This window comes from Pollutimonas bauzanensis (assembly GCF_040393045.1).
GTDB classification, from domain to species: Bacteria; Pseudomonadota; Gammaproteobacteria; order Burkholderiales; family Burkholderiaceae_B; genus Pollutimonas; species Pollutimonas bauzanensis_A.
The window spans coordinates 1-17,861 of the sequence record NZ_JBEBUX010000082.1; the positions used below are offsets into that span (position 1 = coordinate 1).

At 55.8% G+C, this 17,861-nt stretch carries 16 protein-coding genes and 1 pseudogene; 11 read left to right on the plus strand and 6 right to left on the minus strand.

What is annotated here, in order from left to right:
* From ABWO67_RS13000 to ABWO67_RS13015, 4 genes are all read right to left on the minus strand, one after another.
* Positions 1–1,031, minus strand: a 1,031-nt coding sequence (locus tag ABWO67_RS13000) for a tartrate dehydrogenase (protein WP_353152144.1), incomplete at its 3' end; no start/stop codon positions are given.
* Between the two features lie 488 nt (positions 1,032–1,519).
* Entirely contained in the window at positions 1,520–2,347 is an 828-nt protein-coding gene (locus ABWO67_RS13005; RefSeq protein ID WP_353152146.1) for a phosphosulfolactate synthase, read from the minus strand.
* Positions 2,348–2,378: 31 nt separating this feature from the next.
* A complete protein-coding gene (locus tag ABWO67_RS13010) occupies positions 2,379–3,695 on the minus strand; it encodes a lyase family protein (RefSeq protein WP_353152148.1) in 1,317 nt (438 codons plus the stop codon).
* Positions 3,696–3,700: 5 nt separating this feature from the next.
* Entirely contained in the window at positions 3,701–4,672 is a 972-nt protein-coding gene (locus tag ABWO67_RS13015) for a Bug family tripartite tricarboxylate transporter substrate binding protein (RefSeq protein ID WP_353152150.1), read from the minus strand.
* Between the two features lie 96 nt (positions 4,673–4,768).
* Here ABWO67_RS13015 and ABWO67_RS13020 point away from each other — a divergent pair, with 96 nt between their 5' ends.
* The 4 genes and pseudogenes from ABWO67_RS13020 (at position 4,769) to ABWO67_RS13035 (ending at position 7,857) form a co-directional block, all read left to right on the plus strand.
* Complete coding sequence (locus ABWO67_RS13020; protein ID WP_353152152.1) at positions 4,769–5,776, plus strand: LysR family transcriptional regulator; 1,008 nt, start codon at positions 4,769–4,771, stop codon at positions 5,774–5,776.
* A 75-nt stretch (positions 5,777–5,851) separates the two neighbouring features.
* A pseudogene (locus ABWO67_RS13025) lies at positions 5,852–6,067 on the plus strand (amino acid ABC transporter ATP-binding protein); the annotation flags it as partial.
* 215 nt (positions 6,068–6,282) lie between these two features.
* Positions 6,283–6,687 (plus strand): RidA family protein, encoded by a 405-nt coding sequence (locus tag ABWO67_RS13030; protein ID WP_353152154.1) that lies wholly within the window; start codon positions 6,283–6,285, stop codon positions 6,685–6,687.
* Between the two features lie 201 nt (positions 6,688–6,888).
* Complete coding sequence (locus ABWO67_RS13035; RefSeq protein WP_353152156.1) at positions 6,889–7,857, plus strand: SDR family NAD(P)-dependent oxidoreductase; 969 nt, start codon at positions 6,889–6,891, stop codon at positions 7,855–7,857.
* A gap of 133 nt (positions 7,858–7,990) precedes the next feature.
* Here ABWO67_RS13035 and ABWO67_RS13040 read toward each other — a convergent pair whose 3' ends face one another.
* The gene (locus tag ABWO67_RS13040) at positions 7,991–8,866 is read right to left on the minus strand and encodes a LysR family transcriptional regulator (protein ID WP_353152158.1); all 876 of its coding nucleotides are present in this window, start codon (positions 8,864–8,866) and stop codon (positions 7,991–7,993) included.
* A gap of 142 nt (positions 8,867–9,008) precedes the next feature.
* On the opposite strand from ABWO67_RS13040, the gene ABWO67_RS13045 reads away from it, so the two are divergent.
* Genes ABWO67_RS13045 through ABWO67_RS13065 form a run of 5 tightly spaced genes read left to right on the plus strand, consistent with a single transcriptional unit; the run spans position 9,009 to position 13,925 of the window.
* The gene (locus tag ABWO67_RS13045) at positions 9,009–10,076 is read left to right on the plus strand and encodes a Bug family tripartite tricarboxylate transporter substrate binding protein (protein WP_353152160.1); all 1,068 of its coding nucleotides are present in this window, start codon (positions 9,009–9,011) and stop codon (positions 10,074–10,076) included.
* An 11-nt stretch (positions 10,077–10,087) separates the two neighbouring features.
* Positions 10,088–11,071 (plus strand): Bug family tripartite tricarboxylate transporter substrate binding protein, encoded by a 984-nt coding sequence (locus tag ABWO67_RS13050; protein WP_353152162.1) that lies wholly within the window; start codon positions 10,088–10,090, stop codon positions 11,069–11,071.
* Between the two features lie 28 nt (positions 11,072–11,099).
* Positions 11,100–12,212, plus strand: a complete 1,113-nt coding sequence (locus ABWO67_RS13055) for a C45 family autoproteolytic acyltransferase/hydrolase (protein ID WP_353152164.1) — start codon at positions 11,100–11,102, stop codon at positions 12,210–12,212.
* 19 nt (positions 12,213–12,231) lie between these two features.
* Positions 12,232–13,104, plus strand: coding sequence for a polysaccharide deacetylase family protein (locus ABWO67_RS13060; RefSeq protein ID WP_353152166.1), 873 nt, complete (start codon positions 12,232–12,234; stop codon positions 13,102–13,104).
* Between the two features lie 47 nt (positions 13,105–13,151).
* Entirely contained in the window at positions 13,152–13,925 is a 774-nt protein-coding gene (locus ABWO67_RS13065) for a polysaccharide deacetylase family protein (RefSeq protein WP_353152168.1), read from the plus strand.
* Between the two features lie 2 nt (positions 13,926–13,927).
* On the opposite strand, the gene gcvA is transcribed toward ABWO67_RS13065, so the two are convergent.
* Entirely contained in the window at positions 13,928–14,815 is an 888-nt protein-coding gene (gene gcvA, locus ABWO67_RS13070; protein ID WP_353152170.1) for a transcriptional regulator GcvA, read from the minus strand.
* A gap of 189 nt (positions 14,816–15,004) precedes the next feature.
* Here gcvA and ABWO67_RS13075 point away from each other — a divergent pair, with 189 nt between their 5' ends.
* On the plus strand, positions 15,005–16,411 hold the full coding sequence (locus ABWO67_RS13075; RefSeq protein ID WP_353152172.1) for an amidase: 1,407 nt from the start codon (positions 15,005–15,007) through the stop codon (positions 16,409–16,411).
* Between the two features lies 1 nt (position 16,412).
* Positions 16,413–17,654 carry an MFS transporter gene (locus ABWO67_RS13080; RefSeq protein WP_353152174.1) on the plus strand — a complete coding sequence of 414 codons (1,242 nt, stop codon included), beginning with the start codon at positions 16,413–16,415 and terminating at the stop codon, positions 17,652–17,654.
* The last annotated feature ends 207 nt before the right edge of the window (positions 17,655–17,861 follow it).

A 17,861-nucleotide genomic window follows, 5' to 3' on the forward strand; every position in this document is an offset into this window, starting at 1 on the left:
CTACCCCCCATATCCGGCGTGCGCGGACCGTCGGCCACTACGGCTTCGATGGCGTCAAGAACGGCCTGGGCTGCCTGTTTATACAATGGATTCCCCTTGCCCAAATGTTCCAGCATCAGGGCGGCAGACCAAATCTGTCCAATCGGATTAGCAATTCCGCGTCCGGCAATGTCCGGTGCTGAGCCGTGAACGGGCTCGAACAAGGAGGGGTAACAACGGTCGGGATTCAGGTTAGCCGATGGCGCGATGCCTATGGTGCCGGTGCAGGCAGGACCCAGATCGGACAGAATGTCACCAAACAAATTGGAAGCCACGACCACATCGAACCAATCGGGATGCTGCACGAAGTGTGCGCACAGAATATCAATATGGTATTTGTCCACAGTAACTTCGGGATAGTTACGCGCCATGGCTTCGACGCGTTGATCCCAATACGGCATCGTGATTGCTATGCCATTGGACTTGGTAGCGGATGTTAAATGCTTACGAGGCCGGCTATTGGCAAGTTCAAATGCAAACTTCAGTATGCGGTCAACACCGGTACGGCTGAATACCGATTCCTGCATCACGAACTCACGGTCGGTTCCAGGAAACATGTGCCCACCCACCGAGGAATACTCCCCTTCAGTGTTCTCACGAACCACAATAAAGTCAATGTCGCCGGGCTGGCGATTCGCCAAGGGACTGGGTATGCCGCGCATCAAGCGCACAGGTCGCAAATTCACGTATTGATCGAACTCACGTCGCATGGTGATCAGAGACTCCCATACGGCAATGTGATCGGGAACAATATCGGGCGCACCGATGGCGCCAAAGAATATGGCCTCGTGACTACCTATTTGATCCTTCCAGTCGGCGGGCATCATTACGCCATGCTTAAGATAATACTGGCTGCTCCAGTCAAAATGATCAAAAGCCATTTGAATGCCGAATCGCTTGCTAACAGCTTCCAGGACTCGTAGCCCTTCAGCCATCACCTCGGTCCCGATTCCATCGCCGGGAATCACAGCAATTTTGTGTGTAATGCTCATCGTGTTCGCTTAAAAAGTGCCAAACCATCAAAAGAAACCAGACAAAGGTTTCAATTGACTGTAATGCGTTCCACTTGTTACAGGAAGTCCAAATAGGCGAAGGCCACTTCCACTTTAGCGAACCCCAGATGAAATAGGGCGCGGAATGTCTATTCAGCGTGCGCTAGCAAACTCACTATCCAAAGGCCGCGAGCCGGGCTCGCAAAATGAATTGCAGCTGGTTTCAGCTTAAGATCGTCTTCTTTTAGGACGAGGCTAAGAACACAAGACTTTGTCTCGCAGTGAGTACAAACGGCAAGCGCATAAATCTACAACAATCGACGCAACCGTCAACGGATTCGTATCGAATCAATGGGTACTACCAGAGAAGCAGGACACGCCGAGGAGCGCTACCAACCTTAGCATGCATAAAAGATTATTAACGAATGGATTGATCGGAAAACGACGACAGAAAATCGCTTCCCGAAAACCCTTGTCATTCTCCCAATTCAAGCCGGAAGATTCTTAAATAACGAATACCCCACAGCCCGCCCTACCCCACGTCGCAGTCCTTCCAAACGCAAGGCCTGCCCTAGCGTGATATTTGCAAGGTTCACATCCGCTCCGAAATCCTCAATCAAAGTAGCGTGCTGCTGCGGAAAACGATAAGGATCCGCCTCGATCAAAATCCGATCAAACCAGGAACTATCCTTCAACGCCTGGATTTCATCCAAAGAAGTCGCAGCCAGCAAATCAAGCTCAGACTGCTCAAGAGTGATGTAATCGATCCCCAGTTCAGTCATGTCATCAACAATAGTGCTCAGCTCCTCAAGCTTCATGGGCGTTTCAGGGTCCTTGGCGCCAAATTCGTACACGATCTCTATGCCTTGGCGTTGCAGGCTGCTGATAGCCTGCATTCTTTCTTCGCGAGTCAGCGTGACGCAATTTTCAGAGACCTCCAACGCAGAAAACCCCAAGCTTCGCAGCAGGCGCACCATGCCATCAAGATCATTACGACGCCAAGCGTATTCGAACAGTATGCCGCCTGCGTAAACCGATACCCCAAAGTCCTTGTAGCAGCGTATGGCCTGCTGCATGGTTGCGTTAGGCACAAGCAAGGGATTGAGGGCGAAAATTTTTGCGTAATCGATGTAGTCGGCGGCGCATTCCAATACGTTGCGGATGCCGGATTCGCTGCCGCCCCAACCGAAAGTATCGGGTCCAAAATCGATGATGGACGTAAGACCGCGCTTGCGCGGCTTGGCTTCGCGCGCAGGTAATGCCAGCAGGCTACCCTCGTTGGCAACGAATTTTTCTGTCGGGTTTGTGAGGTTCATGCATATTCCTTTATGTTGTCGGGGTAGCCGTTTACGAGCGTAGGCAGATAGTGGTTGCGTGCGATCGGCAGGTCCGTATGTACGCCAGCGCTCTGTCCACCGCCTGTGGCGCCAGGCCCAGGTAGCTACGATGGTCAAGCAAGCCGTCGAGCTGGGCTTCAGTCAAGTGCTTCGCGACTTCGGGGCTGTCCAGCAGCGCCTGCTTGAAACTGACATGATGGGCTTTGCATTGCTTGGCGGCTTCGCGTACCTGAGCATGCGCTTTGTGTTTTCCAATGGCCCGACCCAATTCAAACATGATGCGCTCCGCCATGATGAGTCCGCCGCTACGGCCCAGATTGCGATCCATGTTCTCTGGGTTGACTATCAGGCCATCAAGCAGCCCTTCGGCCGCTGCCAGCAACTTCTCCATATGGGTAGCGATCGAGGCAAGCGAGCTGTCATTGCTGATCTGGTCCCGTTCGTAGATGGACACCATCCAGTCAAGCAGCACGCCGGATTCGTGACTGATCTGGCGAGATAGACCGATGATGGCGGTTGCTTTCCTGGGGTTGGATTTATGCGGCATGGTGCTCGATCCGACTTCTTGGTTGCCTTCGTCCAGCTCGCCGAAATCGTCGCCCTGGAGCAGGAAAATATCCTGGGCCATTCGCGCCATGCTTTTGGCCGCGATGGCGATGAGGCAGCCCCATTCCGCGTGCTTGTCCCGGGTGCCCTTCCAGTCGGCGGCATCGGGTGGCCCGAAGCCGAGCTCGGCCATTGTCTGGGCCTCGACGTCGAAACCGTGGCTGCCCAACGCGGCATAAGTGCCAACGGCGCCTGCCAGCACGCCGGTGTTTGTTCGCTCCAGCCAGCCGTGCATGCGCTCAAGATTGCGGCGATTTTCCAGCATCCAGGTCGAGGCCTTCAGTCCGAAAGTAATCGGCAGCGCGTGGCGGCCGACTGTTCTGCCCATCATAGGTGTGCTGCGATGCGTCTCGCACATCCTCATCAAGATAGCCTCGATCCGCAGCATTTGCGTACTGAAGCGCAGCATCGCCTCGCGCATTTGGATAATTTGCGTGGTCAAGCGTATGTCGGGCGTGGTGGCGCCGAAATGCAAAAAGGCGGCGACATCGTCGCCCAGCACCTCGGACCAAGTGGTCAAAAGCGCAACCAAAGGGTGCCCGACCTTGTCGGCGTTCTTGCGGATGGCGGCTTCCGGCACGAGGTCCGGCTGCGCCTTGGCGCTGATGACGTCGGCGGCGGCTTGGGGAATAATGCCCTGCGCAGCTTGCGCTCGCGCAAGAGCTGCCTCGATGTCCATGATGATGGCAACGGTGGCGCGTTCTCCAAAAATATCGTTCATATGTTTCACTCTTGCTGAAGATCCAACTTCTTGATGACCTTGGCCCAACCCCGCTGTTGAAGATCAAGCCAGGCGCCAAAGGTCGAGGGGTCTTCGGCCACGGGCGTGAAGCCGATCTCGATCAGGCTGCGCTGAACCTCTTCTTTGGCGAGAATTTGCGTGATGGCCTGCTGCATGCGTGCTGTTATCTCGGGCGGGGCGCCTTTGAGGCCGACCAGGCCTATCCACAACTCGACATCGAAGTCGCCATAGCCGGCTTCGGTGAAAGTGGGAACGTCGGGTGCCTGGCTGTTCCGGGTAGCGCCAGTCTGCGCCAGCGCGCGAAGCTGGCCGCTTCGGATATGGTTCAACACGGGGGCAAGTCCAATAAAACCGACATCGATACGCCCCGACACCATGTCGACGATGGACTGGCCGCCCCCTTTATAGGGGATATGCTGCATGTCGATGCCGGTTTGTTGTTTGAATACTTCGCCGGCAAGGTGATGGACCGAACCCGTGCTTGAGGCCGCGTAGGTCAATTGGTCGGGCTTCAATTGAGCCAGCTCGACCAGCCCGCGCACCGAATCGACCGGGATCTTGCTGTTCACCACCACGACCTCCGGCGAAGTGGCAATCTTGGCCACCGGCGTGAACTCACTCATTTTCCACTTGAGTGACTCCTTCAACAAGGGTTGGATAGGAATGGAGTCGGTAATAAGTGCAAAGCTGTAACCGTCTGGTTTTGCGCGGGCAAGTTCGTTCATGCCGACTGCGCCCGCTGCGCCACCCCGGTTTTCGACAATGACGGTCTGTTTTAGCACTTTCCCGAGCTGATCGGCGACGATGCGACCGACGATATCCGTTGCCCCGCCCGGTGCAAACGGAACAATCAACGTAACCGGCTTTTCCGGCCATTGGGCGGCCTGCACCGGAACAGCGCCCCCTAGGCTCATGGACAATGCCACGATAGCGGCAGCGAACTGTCTACGATTCATGGTGATTCTCTCTATTAAGTTTATGGACGAAGTATGCCCAAGTCAGCTATAAGTTAAAAATAGAAAAATGTGCTCATGTGATAACTACAGGCTTTCATGACAACGCAATCCTCTTCCTTCCGAATTTCCCAGCTCCGGTTCCGCAACCTGCGCTTGCTACAGTTAATCGATGAGCACGGATCGGTGCGTCGCGCGGCCGAGCATCTGCATGTGACGCAACCAGCAGCCAGCGCCATGCTGCAAGAGATCGAACAGGCGCTTGGCATAGCGCTGTTCGTCCGATCGCGCAGCGGTATGACCCCGACACCGGCGGTCAGAGCTCTGCTTCGTCGTGTGCAGGTCATCGGTAATGAATTGGGAGCGATCGAGGCAGAGGCGCTCGCACTGGCCACCCATTCGCGCGAGCTATTTCGCGTGGGCGTACTCCCGCGCAGTATGCAGAACATCATGCCCGGCGTGTTGGCGCGCGTGGTGCAGAATAACCATGGCGTGGAGTTCTCACTGACCGAGGCCACATCTGACGTGCTACTTGAGGCCTTGTCCAAAGGCGAACTGGATTGCGTCGTGGGGCGCTTGACCCGCGACGTGGGTCAAGGATCGGCAGACCGCAATTTATTCCTGCTGGAAGCACTCTACGAAGAAGGAATGTGCATTGTGGCCGCCAATGGCCATCCCCTGGCAAAACGCAAAAAGCTTACCCTGGTCGACTTGTCCGACTGCGCCTGGGTCTTGCCGCCGCCCGGCTCCGTAACTCGCAATCTCCTTATCGACGAGTTTCTTCATGCGGGATTGGCGCCGCCGTCACCACTGATTCAATCGTCAAGTTTCCTGTCCAACCTAAGCCTGGTTGAACAAGGCGGACTGGTCACCGTCTCCCCGACTTCAGCGGCCGAGAAATACCAGCAGTTCCGAGGCATCAAAATCCTGGACATCACGCTGAACATGCCGCTGCCTCCTATTTCGTTAATTTGGTCGCAAGCCAGGAAAATGCAGGGCACATTGCAAACCTTGCGTGACGAACTCCGCATTGAAATCGGCCATCCCCACGCGAGTAGCGCCGCAAGCCGACGCCGGCGCAACGCCAAGGCCACGCCACGGGCGTAGCCGAGCCCCGCACGCACTACCGCTTTAATTCCCACCAAGGTCGGCGCCAGATAATTCAGCGCCGCGCAGATCCACGCTGTAGGCGAAGTGCTGCACGTCACGAAGGACTTGGCCTCGGATGGTATGACTATGGTGTGCGTAACCCACGAGATGAACTTCGCCAAGGATGTAGCCGATCGCATCTGGTTCATGGATCAGGGTCAGATCCTGGAAAAATCCACACCAGCCGAGTTATTTTCAGCGCCTAAGCATACGCGTGCCCAAAAATTCCTAGCGGATATCCTTCATTAACATGTAGACGACGACACACTCAACTTGGCCACTACGAGCAACAGCCTTCATCGCATCCATAGATCCATTTCCGGCCCTTCCGGTTTGAGCATTGTTTGGGTTTTACGAACAGTGTTGATTGGATTTGCCTGTTTATCTGCAAAGCTAACCCCCTTATAGTCGCTTCATGATCAACACCGGATCTAAACAATTCGTTAATCGAGGTAGTTTTAGTTATGCAAAATCGTGATGTTGTCTTCCCATCGGGCCGCCGTGCTTTGTATGACCGGAATCGCTATTCCCCCGCAATACGATCCAATGGCTTTTTATTCGTATCTGGACAAGTGGGTAGCCGCGAGGATGGCTCCCCCGAGCCCGATTTGGCAGCACAGGTTCGACTCGCCTTTGATAATCTGAATGCGATCCTTAAGGAGGCAGGCAGCTCATTCGATGATGTGATCGACGTCACCGCCTTCATCGTCGATCCCGAGTCAAAATTCGAAACTATCTGGAAGATCGTCCCAGAGTATTGGGGGAGCGCACCTCACCCAACGTTAACCGCAGTTGGTGTAACTTGGCTTTATGGATTCGACTTCGAGATTAAGGTAATCGCAAAATTACCGGAAGCCACAAGCACCTGATCGGTGCTCCCCACAACTTACTCATCAGTCAACGTCACTGTCTATGGGGCTACCCCAAGACATCCCGTGCGATCCGGATAACGGGTATTCAGTTCGGCCGCCGCACGAAGGATATATGAGGCCACCTCTCGCGAAGTCAGCTGCTCAAACGCCGCCGGGATCATAATCGATCCCGCTTTTTTCTCAGCAAAGGATGCAGTAATGACCCAAAAATTTGGCTCCAAAACAACGGCCGACGAAGTGCTTACGGGCCTTAATCTCAAGGGAAAGCGATTTCTGATTACGGGTGCATCGTCGGGCATTGGGTTCGAAACCGCTCGCTCACTCGTTTCTCACGGCGCTAGCGTCGTCGGCACGGCCAGGAATCTCGCAAAAGCGGAACTAGTCACTACTTCGATCCGTGACGCCGCGTTGCGAGGAGGTGGCAGCCTAGCGTGGATCGAGCTCGATCTCGCATCCTTGCAAAGCGTTCGCGCCTGCGCGGATAAGCTGTTGGCTGATGGCCAGCCGTTCGACGTCATCATCGCCAACGCTGGCGTAATGGCAACGCCGTTCGATCGGACCGTCGACGGCTTTGAAGTCCAATTCGCAACGAACTATCTTGGTCATTTTGCTTTAATCAACCGGATCGAGCGGCTGCTCGCCAATAACGGGCGCTTGGTGGTGCTGTCGTCCCAAGCTCATCGCGTCGCCGATGTGGACCTGGACGATCCAAGTTTCGAGCAACAGGCATACGACCCATTTGTCGCCTATGGCCGATCGAAAACGGCCACTTCCCTCTTTGCAACGGAATTCGATAAACGGCATCGCGATCGGGGCATCCGCGCTGCTTCAGTGATGCCGGGAAACAGTCTCACGGATCTCGCCCGTCATTTCTCGCCGGAAGACTTGCAAGGTCTTTTCGAGACCGTCGGCAAAGCGCGCGCCGAAGCGGGCCTTGGGCCAGCAGAGCTGAAAGAAATCCCTCAGGCAGCGGCAACAACACTCTGGACTGCGATCGTGGCTGACAAAGACGAAATCGGCGGACACTATCTCGAAGATTGCGCGATCGCGCCGATCAATGACTCGCCCAACCCGTTTGCCGACGGCGTCAGGTCGTATGCGCTCGATGCGAACAGGGCTGAACTGCTTTGGGCGAAAAGCGAGCAGCTGATAAGCGCTGCGTCGTGAGGGATACGTACCCATGGCAGTAAACGGCATCATTGGCACTTGCAAGGTGATCAACAGGAAGCGCTACCCGTTTATGTGCTTCCAGCTGGCGTATCTTCATAGCAAGCCATAATCTGCGCACGATCCAGCCCTCCTACGAATTCAGTTCTTCGGTCAAGTGGTGGCGCAGCACACTTGTCAGGAAGCTGCGGCTTTCGTTTTCAAACAGACCGATATTGCGGCAAGCGAGCTCGTCATCAAAGGGAATGACCCGCAGACCCTTGTCCTTCTCCCAGTTAGCGCCTGGAAACAAAGGAAGTATTGTTACGCCTAAGTCGTCGCGCACCAGGTCGACGATAGTTCGCATCGCGTTCATTTCCAGGAAATTGTTCATCTTTAAGCGTTGCCGCCGCATGAATCGATCGATAAGCACACCCGTGGTTGACGCCAGCGAAACACGCAAGAATAATTTTTCGGCCAAGAGCGCTCGTATATCCAATGTCTCGTTCGCGTGTGCGCTGGCAAGAAAGACCAGGGGCTCGCGGTACAAGTGCGTCCAAAGAACGCCGGCCGGTGTCTTATGGGCACTCTTCACCGAAAGTGCAGCGTCCAATTCGCCCTCTTTCACGCGCGTGGGCAAGTCGCCTGAATAGCTCACGCCTGGCTGCACGAGTACGTTGGGATGACGCGCGCGCATCTTGAGTACTGATCGCACGACCAGCCCCATGGAGGTAGCAATAGAAGCAACCTTCAAAGACCCGGACAAGTTGCTCTGGTCCGGGTCCGTATGCTGCATTTGGTCGCACAGTTTCAGCATCTGAACCGCCAAGGGTAGCAAGCGGTGTCCGCGCTGGTTCAGGGAAATGCCTTTTCCTATCCTGTCCACCACAGAGTATCCAAGATAAGTCTCCAACGCCTGGATTTGCAGGCCGACGGCGGTCGGCGTCAGTGAAACCTGCTCGGAGGCGGCGACAAAAGAGCCGTGCCGCGCCACTTCTACGAACGTACGAAAAAAGCGAATATTGCTCAATGTAGCCTCCAGGCCAATTTATCAATCAAGTTTTTCTTGGTTATCTTTGAATTTATTCTAGGTTTACTATTTGATCAAGTTGCCACAGAATGATCAACAACGCGAGACATTCCAGTGCGGTGTGCAACGAGGGGAGGACGATTTGAAAAAACCTACTGATACTTCTTCAAGCAAGACCAGGTTGTTCCACCAGGGCGAAACAGGTGGGCCCACCATGCCGCGACGGCGATTGATGCTTACCGGCGTTGGCGCTGCGGCCTTGGGCAGCCTAAGCGTGATAAGACAAGTACATGCTCAGAGCAAGCCTTTTTATAAGGACGACACGCCTATCGAATTAATCGTGCCTGGCGGTCCCGGTGCAGGTACCGACGTCGTCGCACGAATCGCCGCACGCGGTATTGCGCAGCAGCTTAATAACCGGGTCGTGGTCAAGAATTTGCCCGGCGCGGCAGGAATCATTGCCGCTCAGGCGGCTGCCCGCGCCAAGCCCAATGGCTACAACCTATTCTTCGGCATCACTGGCACCCATACGGTGAACCAGTTCCTGTACGACAATTTGCCTTACGACCCGCAAAAAGACTTTGAACCCATATCGCTGGTATGCAAGTACAACAATGTCCTGGTCGTGCGGCCCGATTTCGAGGCACAGAACTTCAAGGACTTTATCGCCCTTGTCCGTGCCAATCCAGGCAAGTATTTTTATGGCATCACCCTGACAGGCAGCTCCAGCAACTTGGCCATGGAGTTTCTTAAAAGCGAGGCCGGGCTCGACTTGCCAGGTGTCCCCTATGGCAGTGGTGCGGTTGCAGTAACCGATTTTCTGGGCGGGCAATATCCCGTCCTTATGGATACGGTCATCAACCAATTACCTCACATCAAGGCGGGTCGGGCAATTCCGCTGGCGACCACAGGCGGCGTGCGCTCACATGTGTTGCCTGACACCCCCACCATTTCAGAGAGCGGCTATCCGCAGGTGGTATCCATCGGCTGGGGCGGCGTCATGGCCCCAGCAGGTACGCCACAAATGGCCATTGACGAGGTAAGCAACGCCCTCAAGGCTGTCTTGGCTTCGCCGATATTCGACGACCTGAAGGCGGCGGGCCTGGAAACCGAATACACCACGCCGGCGCAAATGGCCAAGTTCATCGCAGAGACTTCGGCCAAGTCCGCCCGTATTGTGAAGGCAGGCAATATCAAGCCGGCCACCTGAGGATAGCGCTGATGACAATCAAACATTCGCCAGCTCGTCGCAGCGCACTCAAGGCCCTTGGGGTACCTGCACTGCTGGGGCTCTGTCCACCAAGCGTGCGCGCACAAGGCTTCCCCTCGCATTCCATCACCCTGATCTGTCCCTTTGGTGCGGGTGGATCTGTCGATCAGTACATGCGCGTACTGTCCCAAACCGCGTCCCGGCACTTCGGACAGAGCATCGTTATCGACAACAAGCCCGGTGCTGGCGGAGCTTTGTCTGCCGCCATACTATCCAAAGTACGCCCCGACGGCTATACCCTGGGCATGTTGTCCAGTTCGGCGTTTCGTGCGCCATGGCTCGAGCCTAAGATGGCCTTTTCGCCACTTACAGACTTCTCGTACATCATTGGCATGACAAGTCTTGAGTTCTGTGCCGTGGTGCGTGCTGACTCGCCAATCAAGTCTTTTGCGCAGTTCATGGAAATTGGCAAGGAAAAGCCCGGCTCCATCCAGTACGCGGCGGGCGACCCCACGACGTCTGTGCCCATTACCATGGTGTCGATCCAGAAAAAGTACGGCGTCGAATTCCAGCATATTCCTTATAAAAGCGGCGCTGACATGGCGGTGGCGCTGGCTGGCGGACATGTCGATGCGGTAATTGATTCCGTCGGCACATACGTTCCCTACATCAGGAGTGGCAAGCTGCGCCTGCTGGGCGCATTGGGGGAAACGCGCTTCAAGGCGTGGCCTGACGTGCCCACCGCGCGGGAACAAGGATATGACGTAGTTCTCAGTTCCCCTCTGGGTATTGCCGGCCCGGCCGGGTTACCCGTCGACATCGTGCAACGCTTGCATGACGGTTTTCGCCGAGCGATGCAGGACCCAGAAACCACCGCCGTACTCGATACCCTGAACCAGCCGGAATGGTATCGAGACCCCGCCGCGTTCGAGGCATATGCGCATGCTGCTTATAAAGAATCTGGCGACCTGCTCAAGAATGCAGGACTGATTTAGTTAAACCGAACACAACATAGACACAAGAATGACTACCCCATTTCCCCTTATTGAAATTTCAGGTTCACCCGAGCAACGCGGCAAACAATATGGCAAGCAGGCCGCCGACCGCATCTACAAAGGTATAGAACACTACACGGGCCAGATCGAAAAGCTCTCCCTTACGCGCGCAGCCCTTGAGTCGATTGTTCGCGACTACTTGCCAGTCATGGAAAAGTTCGACCCCAACCATGTTGTTGAACTTCGAGGCATTGCAATGGGCGCCGACATCTCGTTCGAAGACGTTGTGCTGCTCAACGCCCGAACGGAAATCCTGAAGCTTGCGGCCTACCCGGCCTTGCGCGAATCCCTGATAGGCGCGGGTGACCTGGATGGTTGCACAGGTCTGGTCGTCCTGCCCGAGGCATCGGCCAACGGGCAAATTATTCACGCCCAAAACTGGGACTGGAAAATGGAGTGCGCCGAGACGGCCGTAGTCTTGCGCATTCGCCGGGATGACGGACCTGACATCCTGACGTTCACCGAGGCCGGGGCGCTGGCGCGCTCGGGCCTCAACAACGCAGGCATATCGTTGACTGCCAACTACTTGGAGTCAAGCATCGACTATCAAAAGGTTGGTGTGCCGCTACCACTGATTCGTCGCCGAATTCTGGAGAACCAGCACTATGCGATGGCGATCCACGCTACCTATCTAACGCCGAAATCAGGATCGAACAACATCATGCTGGGCCACGAAGGTGGTGTTGCGATCAATTTTGAGTGCGCGCCGGACGAGACATTCGTGACGCATGCGGAGCGCGGCCTGATCGTGCACGCCAATCACTGGCAGAGTCAGGTTGCCTTGGGCAAGTTCAAGGATGTGGGCATTGCCACCACGCCCGACTCCCTATACCGTGACCTGCGCGTGCGCTCGCTGCTGGAACCGCAGCTTGGGAAGATCGACATAGCGGCAGTAAAGGCTGCCTTGCTAGACGATTTCGCCACGCCCTGGGCCGTTTGCCGCCCCCCGCGCCTGAATCTTGCTAGCAACCTGAGCGCCACCGTGGCAACGGTTGTGATGCGACCGGTTGACCGGATTATGGAGATCGCAGCGCTTCCAGCCCTGGATTCCACGTTCACGTCGTACGGCTTCAGCGACTAACCTGATCACGAGGAGAATCATGCCTTTCGCTTACCCCCAAGTCACCCGCAGTCCTCATGTGGGCGCGGAAAGTCCGCAAGCGCCCGCCTGGCCGGGAAATGCACGGTGCGTAGTCGCGTTTACCGTAGATTTCGATGGAACAGGTAATGAGGTAGGCAAAGGGCTGGAACCTTTCGGCGCTCACTCCGCCGGTCGCTACTCCGCTCGGCGCGGTATTGCACGCCATCTCGACATGCTCGAACGGCTCGCCATCCCCGCTACGTTCTTCGTGCCGGGCTACGATGCAGAATGTTCCCCCGAAGCCATTCGAAGTATCGCGCAAGCAGGCCACGAAATCGGTGCGCATGGCTATGTACATGAGGGGATGCTGCTTGAACCCGAGGAAGAAGTGCGCCGCCTGACACTCACGCACACCATTCTTAGCGACTTGCTCGGTGTATCTCCTCGCGGCTGGCGCTCACCTTCGGGTCAAAAAACCAGTGTCACCCTTCCCACACTGAAAAGCCTGGGCTACGCCTACGACAGCAGTGACAAAGATGCCGACTCGCCGTATATGCTCGATATCGGCGGCGGACAATCGATGGTCGAAATTCCTAACAATACCTACAGCCTTGATGATTTTCCCTTCTTCAATTTTTCCATGACGCCTGTCTCCGAGGTCGTCGATCAGTGGAAACGTGAATTCGACTTGCGTTACGCGGAAGGCGGGTTCTTCATGCTAACGGTACATCCTCGATCGGGTTGGGGTTCGGGTACGCCAAGCCGTACGAACGCCATTGAAGAGACTTTGCGCTATATCCAGCGCCACCGCGACGTCCACTTCGTCCGGCTGATTGACCTATACGAGCATGTCAGCCAGGCTCCCCAATATTTTGATGAGGTACGGATATGAGCTTGCAAGCTAAATTAGCGCAGTGCCCGGTGGTTATCGGCGTTAACATGGATACTGAATCCCTGGATGCCACGAACGCAGGCAAAGGCGGACTTTTTGGACGTCATTCTTATGGACGCTATGGGGCGCGCGAAGGGATCTGGCGCTTGCTGGACGAGTTCCAGCAAACGGGTGTTCAAGTCACCTTCTTCATGGTTCCGGATGATGCTCAGCGACACTTGCACATTGTTGACGCGGTTCTCAAGCAGGGTCATGAAATCGCGGTACGGGGCAAGGTAAAGGCCGAAGCGGGAGGGCCATCGACCCTCGAGTTCCTGGAGCAAGATCGCGACAGGCTGCAGCAAATAACCGGCCACCGACCCGTGGGCTGGCGTGCGGCCAACGGCTTAGTCACCGAGCAAACGCTTCCCGCGTTGGCGGACTTGGGCTATGTGTATGACAGCAGCGCGCAAGACGACGACGTGCCATATGTGATGCAAGGGCCTTCGGGATCAACACTGGTTGAACTGCCGGTGTTCGACTACCTGACCGACGCCACTTTTTATACGCACCGTCATACCGACGTACGCGTACGTAAAGCTTGGGCTGAAGAGGCTGACGCCCAATACTGTGCGGGCGGATATATCAACCTTACGCTGCACACCCGGGGTGATGTCGGCTCATCCCGCCTGCCCCGTGTACAGGCCGTAGGCGATTTCATCCGAGCAATGATACGGCGTCCAGGCGTGGCGTTTTATCGCGCTGCAGACTTGGCTTCAGCTTGGAAGGAAACCAGCGCTTCCACTGAAGCTTTCCCTACATGCCGGGCGCCGCAGATCTAGCACTAGGCAGATACGGAGCTTAGAATCCAGTCTCTAAGCGCAGATATTTTTGGATTGTCGTGGTGCGTTTCTGGGTAGACCAGATAATAGGCAAACGTTTCCATATGGGTCGGTTTTGCTAGCCTGATAAGGCGACCCTCGTCTACCTCGAGCGCCACCATCGCAGCCGGGAGCAGACCGACACCTTGGCCTGCGATCACGGCACTCAAGAGCAGCCCAGTATCATCCAGGGAAGATCCGCGAGGCGGTCCAACTTCGTCAATGCCTTGCGCTTGAAACCACAGGCTCCAACCTTTGCGATCAGCGTCGTGAACCTGCGGCCACCTAGTCAACTCGTCAGGAGATTCGGGCATACCGAAGCGTTCTACCAGTGCAGGCGCGGCAACGGGCACCATCTCGACAGAAACGAGGCGGTAGCTCCGTAACCCAGGGTACCGTCCTGTGCCATGGCGCACGGCGACATCAACACTGTCACGGGAAAAATCCACGAGCGCACTACTGGTGAGGACCTGGAGGTCGATACTGGGGTGAGCCTCGTGGAAAGAATTCAAGCGTGGAATCAACCAGGCCGAGGCAAAAAATGGAGTAACGCTGAGAGTCAGGATACCAGCGTCAGCGGAGATGGCCATGCGCTTGGAGGCTTCGGCGATTTGACGGAAAGCATTTCTGATGGGCGGCAGATAGCTCCGCCCTGCCTGGGTCAAGAGGATACCCCTATTCACTCGCTTGAAGAGCTTCACGCCCAGATGATCTTCCAGGACTTTGAGCATTTGGCTGACAGCTCCTGGCGTCACACACAGCTCCTCCGCCGCGAGCTTCACAGAGAGATGTCGAGCAGCAGATTCAAACGCCCGCAAAGCATTCAAGGGCGGAAATTTTCGATAAACCATTTAGATTATCTAATCAATATGAAGTAGAAAATATGGTTTGTTCGTCACTATATATGGCAAGTATAGTGGCTTTAATCACTTAACAACGCAAATTTAAATATATTTCAACTAAGCCATTTAATAAGATTAACGTTGGCGTATCCAGCGCTTATTGAAGCGATAACTCGAAGCTGCCCAAGGAGATCAGAATTGACGGTCAAAGCCACTTCTTTGCATTATCTAGAACTCGCGGAGGCTGCTACGCTGATCCGAAATCGGGAAATTTCTTCATATGAGTTGACGCGCTTACTTTTAGAACGCATTACTGCGCTTGATGGTGAGCTACACAGTTATGCGCTGGTAATGGCAGATGCCGCGCTCGCACAAGCAGAAGCGGCGGACGCAGAAACCGCGACGGGAATTTCTCGCGGACCGTTGCATGGCGTCCCTATCGCAATCAAGGATTTGTGCCAGGTCAAAGGCTTTCCGACCGGTGCCGGGATGACAGTTCACCAGCATGTCGTATCTGACGAAGACGCAACGATTGTGCAGCGCTTAAAAGACGGCGGAGCTGTTTTGCTGGGCAAGTCACAGCTCACCGAGGGTGCTTATTCCGATCACCACCCATCCATTACACCGCCTCGAAATCCATGGAATGCCGGTTATTGGCCCGGCATTTCGTCCAGCGGTTCCGGCGCGGCTACAGCAGCCGGTCTATGCTACGGCTCACTGGCATCCGATACCGGGGGCTCCATCCGCTGGCCGGCGGCCGCGAACGGCGTTACCGGGCTGAAACCGACTTGGGGCCGGGTCAGTCGCTACGGCGTCTTCGAGCTGGCACCCTCGCTAGACCATGTCGGAACAATGGCCCGTAGCGCAGTGGACGCAGGAATACTGCTCGGCGCAATCGCTGGCAACGATCCGAAAGACCCTACGTCGCTGCTGGAGCCTGTGCCAAACTATCTGGCGACAATCACAGACGATCTACGTGGGTTGCGGATCGGCGTTGACCCCGCTTGGAACAGCATTGATGTCGATGCCGGTACCCAGGCAGCTCTTGCTGAAGCAATCAGGGCGTTCTCGGACCTTGGAGCGGAGATGGTAAATATACAGTTTCCCGATGTTGCTCAGACTGTCGCCGATTGGGTACCCAATTGCGCCATTGAGGCCGCCGTCGCGCACAAGGCTACCTATCCTGAACAGAAAAGCCAGTATGGAAGCGTCCTTGCCTCGGTCATCGAGGCAGGATATGCAATCTCGGCGATGGAATACCAGGAGATTCTGTTAAGGCGCATGGCATTCCGTGGCCACGTGCAGCGTCTCTTTCATACGATCAATCTACTGCTGACACCAGTCCAGCCGTTCGCGCCCTTGACCCTTACCAGGATTCAAACGCTCGGCGAACAGCCGGGCCTTATTGCGATGCTGCAGCGTTACACCTGCCCGTTCGATATGTCGGGGCATCCGACGCTTACCTTGCCTGGCGGTTTCACTCAAGCAGGCATGCCGATCGGCTTACAACTCGTTGCCGGTCATCTTGACGAGGCGGTGCTTGTCCGTGCCGGCGCGGCTTTTCAGAGCATTTCAGCCTGGCATCATTGCCATCCAGTGGCATAGCATGAATCCCGTCTCCGCCAACCATCGGCTCTTCTATGGCTGGGTCGTCGTCGCTGCGGCATTCGCTGTCACCTTTGTGGGTTTTGGCAGCGCCTATACGTTCAGTGCTTTCGTCCCCTCGCTACAGCACGACTTTGGCGCCTCCCGAGGATCGGTATCACTCGTCTTCTCTCTGGCCGGATTTCTTTATTTCGCCTTTGGTGTTGTCAGTGGTCCGCTCGCTGATCGATGGGGCGCGCGAAGCCTTGCCATGCTTGGTATGCTGTTGGTCGGCGCAGGCCTCGCGCTCGCCAGCGTCGCACGCACGATGGTCGAGGTCTATGCTGCCTATGGTCTTGGCGTTGGCCTCGGTGTCGGCTGTGCTTATGTACCGGCTATTGGCGCGGTCCAGCGCTGGTTCATAGCGCGTCGTGGTTTCGCGTCCGGCATCGCCGTTAGTGGCATCGGCGTTGGTACATTGGTGATGCCGCCGCTCGCTTCCTGGTTGATCGATACCCTGGGATGGCGCAGCGCCTATCTGGCCCTTGGTAGCCTCGCTGCAGTTATTGGCATTGGCATGTCCTGCTTCATCGTCAATGACCCCCGCGAACGGGGGATCGGGCCTGATGGATTTCCTTTGGCAATAGGTGAACCCCTGAGGGTCAGCGCCGGGGCTTCACTATGGGAGGCGATCCGCTCATCGCAATTTGTCGGACTTTACGCAGCCTGCCTGATCTGTTCGTTCAGCGTTTTCATACCTTTCGTCCACCTCGTTCCGTACGCGCTGGATCATCACATCGATCAACCTGCAGCGGTGTTGCTGCTCGGAATAATTGGGGTTGGCAGCACGCTCGGGCGATTCTTCCTTGGTAGCCTTGCCGATCGGATTGGGCGACCATCTTTCCTGCTAATGATGTTTATAGGGATGGCAGGCTCGCTCGCAATCTGGGTCATTGCAACGAACTTTTGGTCGCTCTCTGCTTTTGCGCTGCTATTCGGCATTTTCTATGGCGGATGGGTAGCAATCTTGCCCACCGTTGTTATGGATCACTTTGGTGGGCGTCACGTCAGTAGCATCATCGGGGTACTCTATACCAGCGTTGCGATTGGCACCTTGATTGGCCCAACCGCAGCAGGCTTCATCTTCGATATAAGCCACAGTTACACTCTGCCAATTCTGACCAGCGTGGGCCTCAACATCATAGCGGCTAGCATTGCAGCGCTCACTGTGAGGACATCAGCGCGAATGGCAACGGCGGACTAAATGTCATGAGATCGCCAGCGGAGCCCGAACCTATTGCCCAAGGAGGCTGTCGGCACCGCTGGAGCTTTCGAGTGATTCTTCAATGCTTAACCGGCCTTTGCCGGAAAGAGGCTCGCCCTTCGCGATATTGCCCGCGCCCGATGTCACGGGCGGACGCACCGGTTTTATTGACGGCAACGGTAGAGGCCATGCCTTATCTGGCGTGAC

What these genes read in the sequence shown, in the direction of transcription:
- ABWO67_RS13005 (WP_353152146.1), bottom strand. Translation starts at nt 2,347, where the DNA reads ATGAACCTCACAAACCCGACAGAAAAATTCGTTGCCAACGAGGGTAGC.
- ABWO67_RS13010 (WP_353152148.1), bottom strand. Translation starts at nt 3,695, where the DNA reads ATGAACGATATTTTTGGAGAACGCGCCACCGTTGCCATCATCATGGAC.
- ABWO67_RS13015 (WP_353152150.1), bottom strand. Translation starts at nt 4,672, where the DNA reads ATGAATCGTAGACAGTTCGCTGCCGCTATCGTGGCATTGTCCATGAGC.
- ABWO67_RS13020 (WP_353152152.1), top strand. Translation starts at nt 4,769, where the DNA reads ATGACAACGCAATCCTCTTCCTTCCGAATTTCCCAGCTCCGGTTCCGC.
- ABWO67_RS13030 (WP_353152154.1), top strand. Translation starts at nt 6,283, where the DNA reads ATGCAAAATCGTGATGTTGTCTTCCCATCGGGCCGCCGTGCTTTGTAT.
- ABWO67_RS13035 (WP_353152156.1), top strand. Translation starts at nt 6,889, where the DNA reads ATGACCCAAAAATTTGGCTCCAAAACAACGGCCGACGAAGTGCTTACG.
- ABWO67_RS13050 (WP_353152162.1), top strand. Translation starts at nt 10,088, where the DNA reads ATGACAATCAAACATTCGCCAGCTCGTCGCAGCGCACTCAAGGCCCTT.
- ABWO67_RS13055 (WP_353152164.1), top strand. Translation starts at nt 11,100, where the DNA reads ATGACTACCCCATTTCCCCTTATTGAAATTTCAGGTTCACCCGAGCAA.
- ABWO67_RS13060 (WP_353152166.1), top strand. Translation starts at nt 12,232, where the DNA reads ATGCCTTTCGCTTACCCCCAAGTCACCCGCAGTCCTCATGTGGGCGCG.
- ABWO67_RS13065 (WP_353152168.1), top strand. Translation starts at nt 13,152, where the DNA reads ATGGATACTGAATCCCTGGATGCCACGAACGCAGGCAAAGGCGGACTT.
- gcvA (WP_353152170.1), bottom strand. Translation starts at nt 14,815, where the DNA reads ATGGTTTATCGAAAATTTCCGCCCTTGAATGCTTTGCGGGCGTTTGAA.
- ABWO67_RS13080 (WP_353152174.1), top strand. Translation starts at nt 16,413, where the DNA reads ATGAATCCCGTCTCCGCCAACCATCGGCTCTTCTATGGCTGGGTCGTC.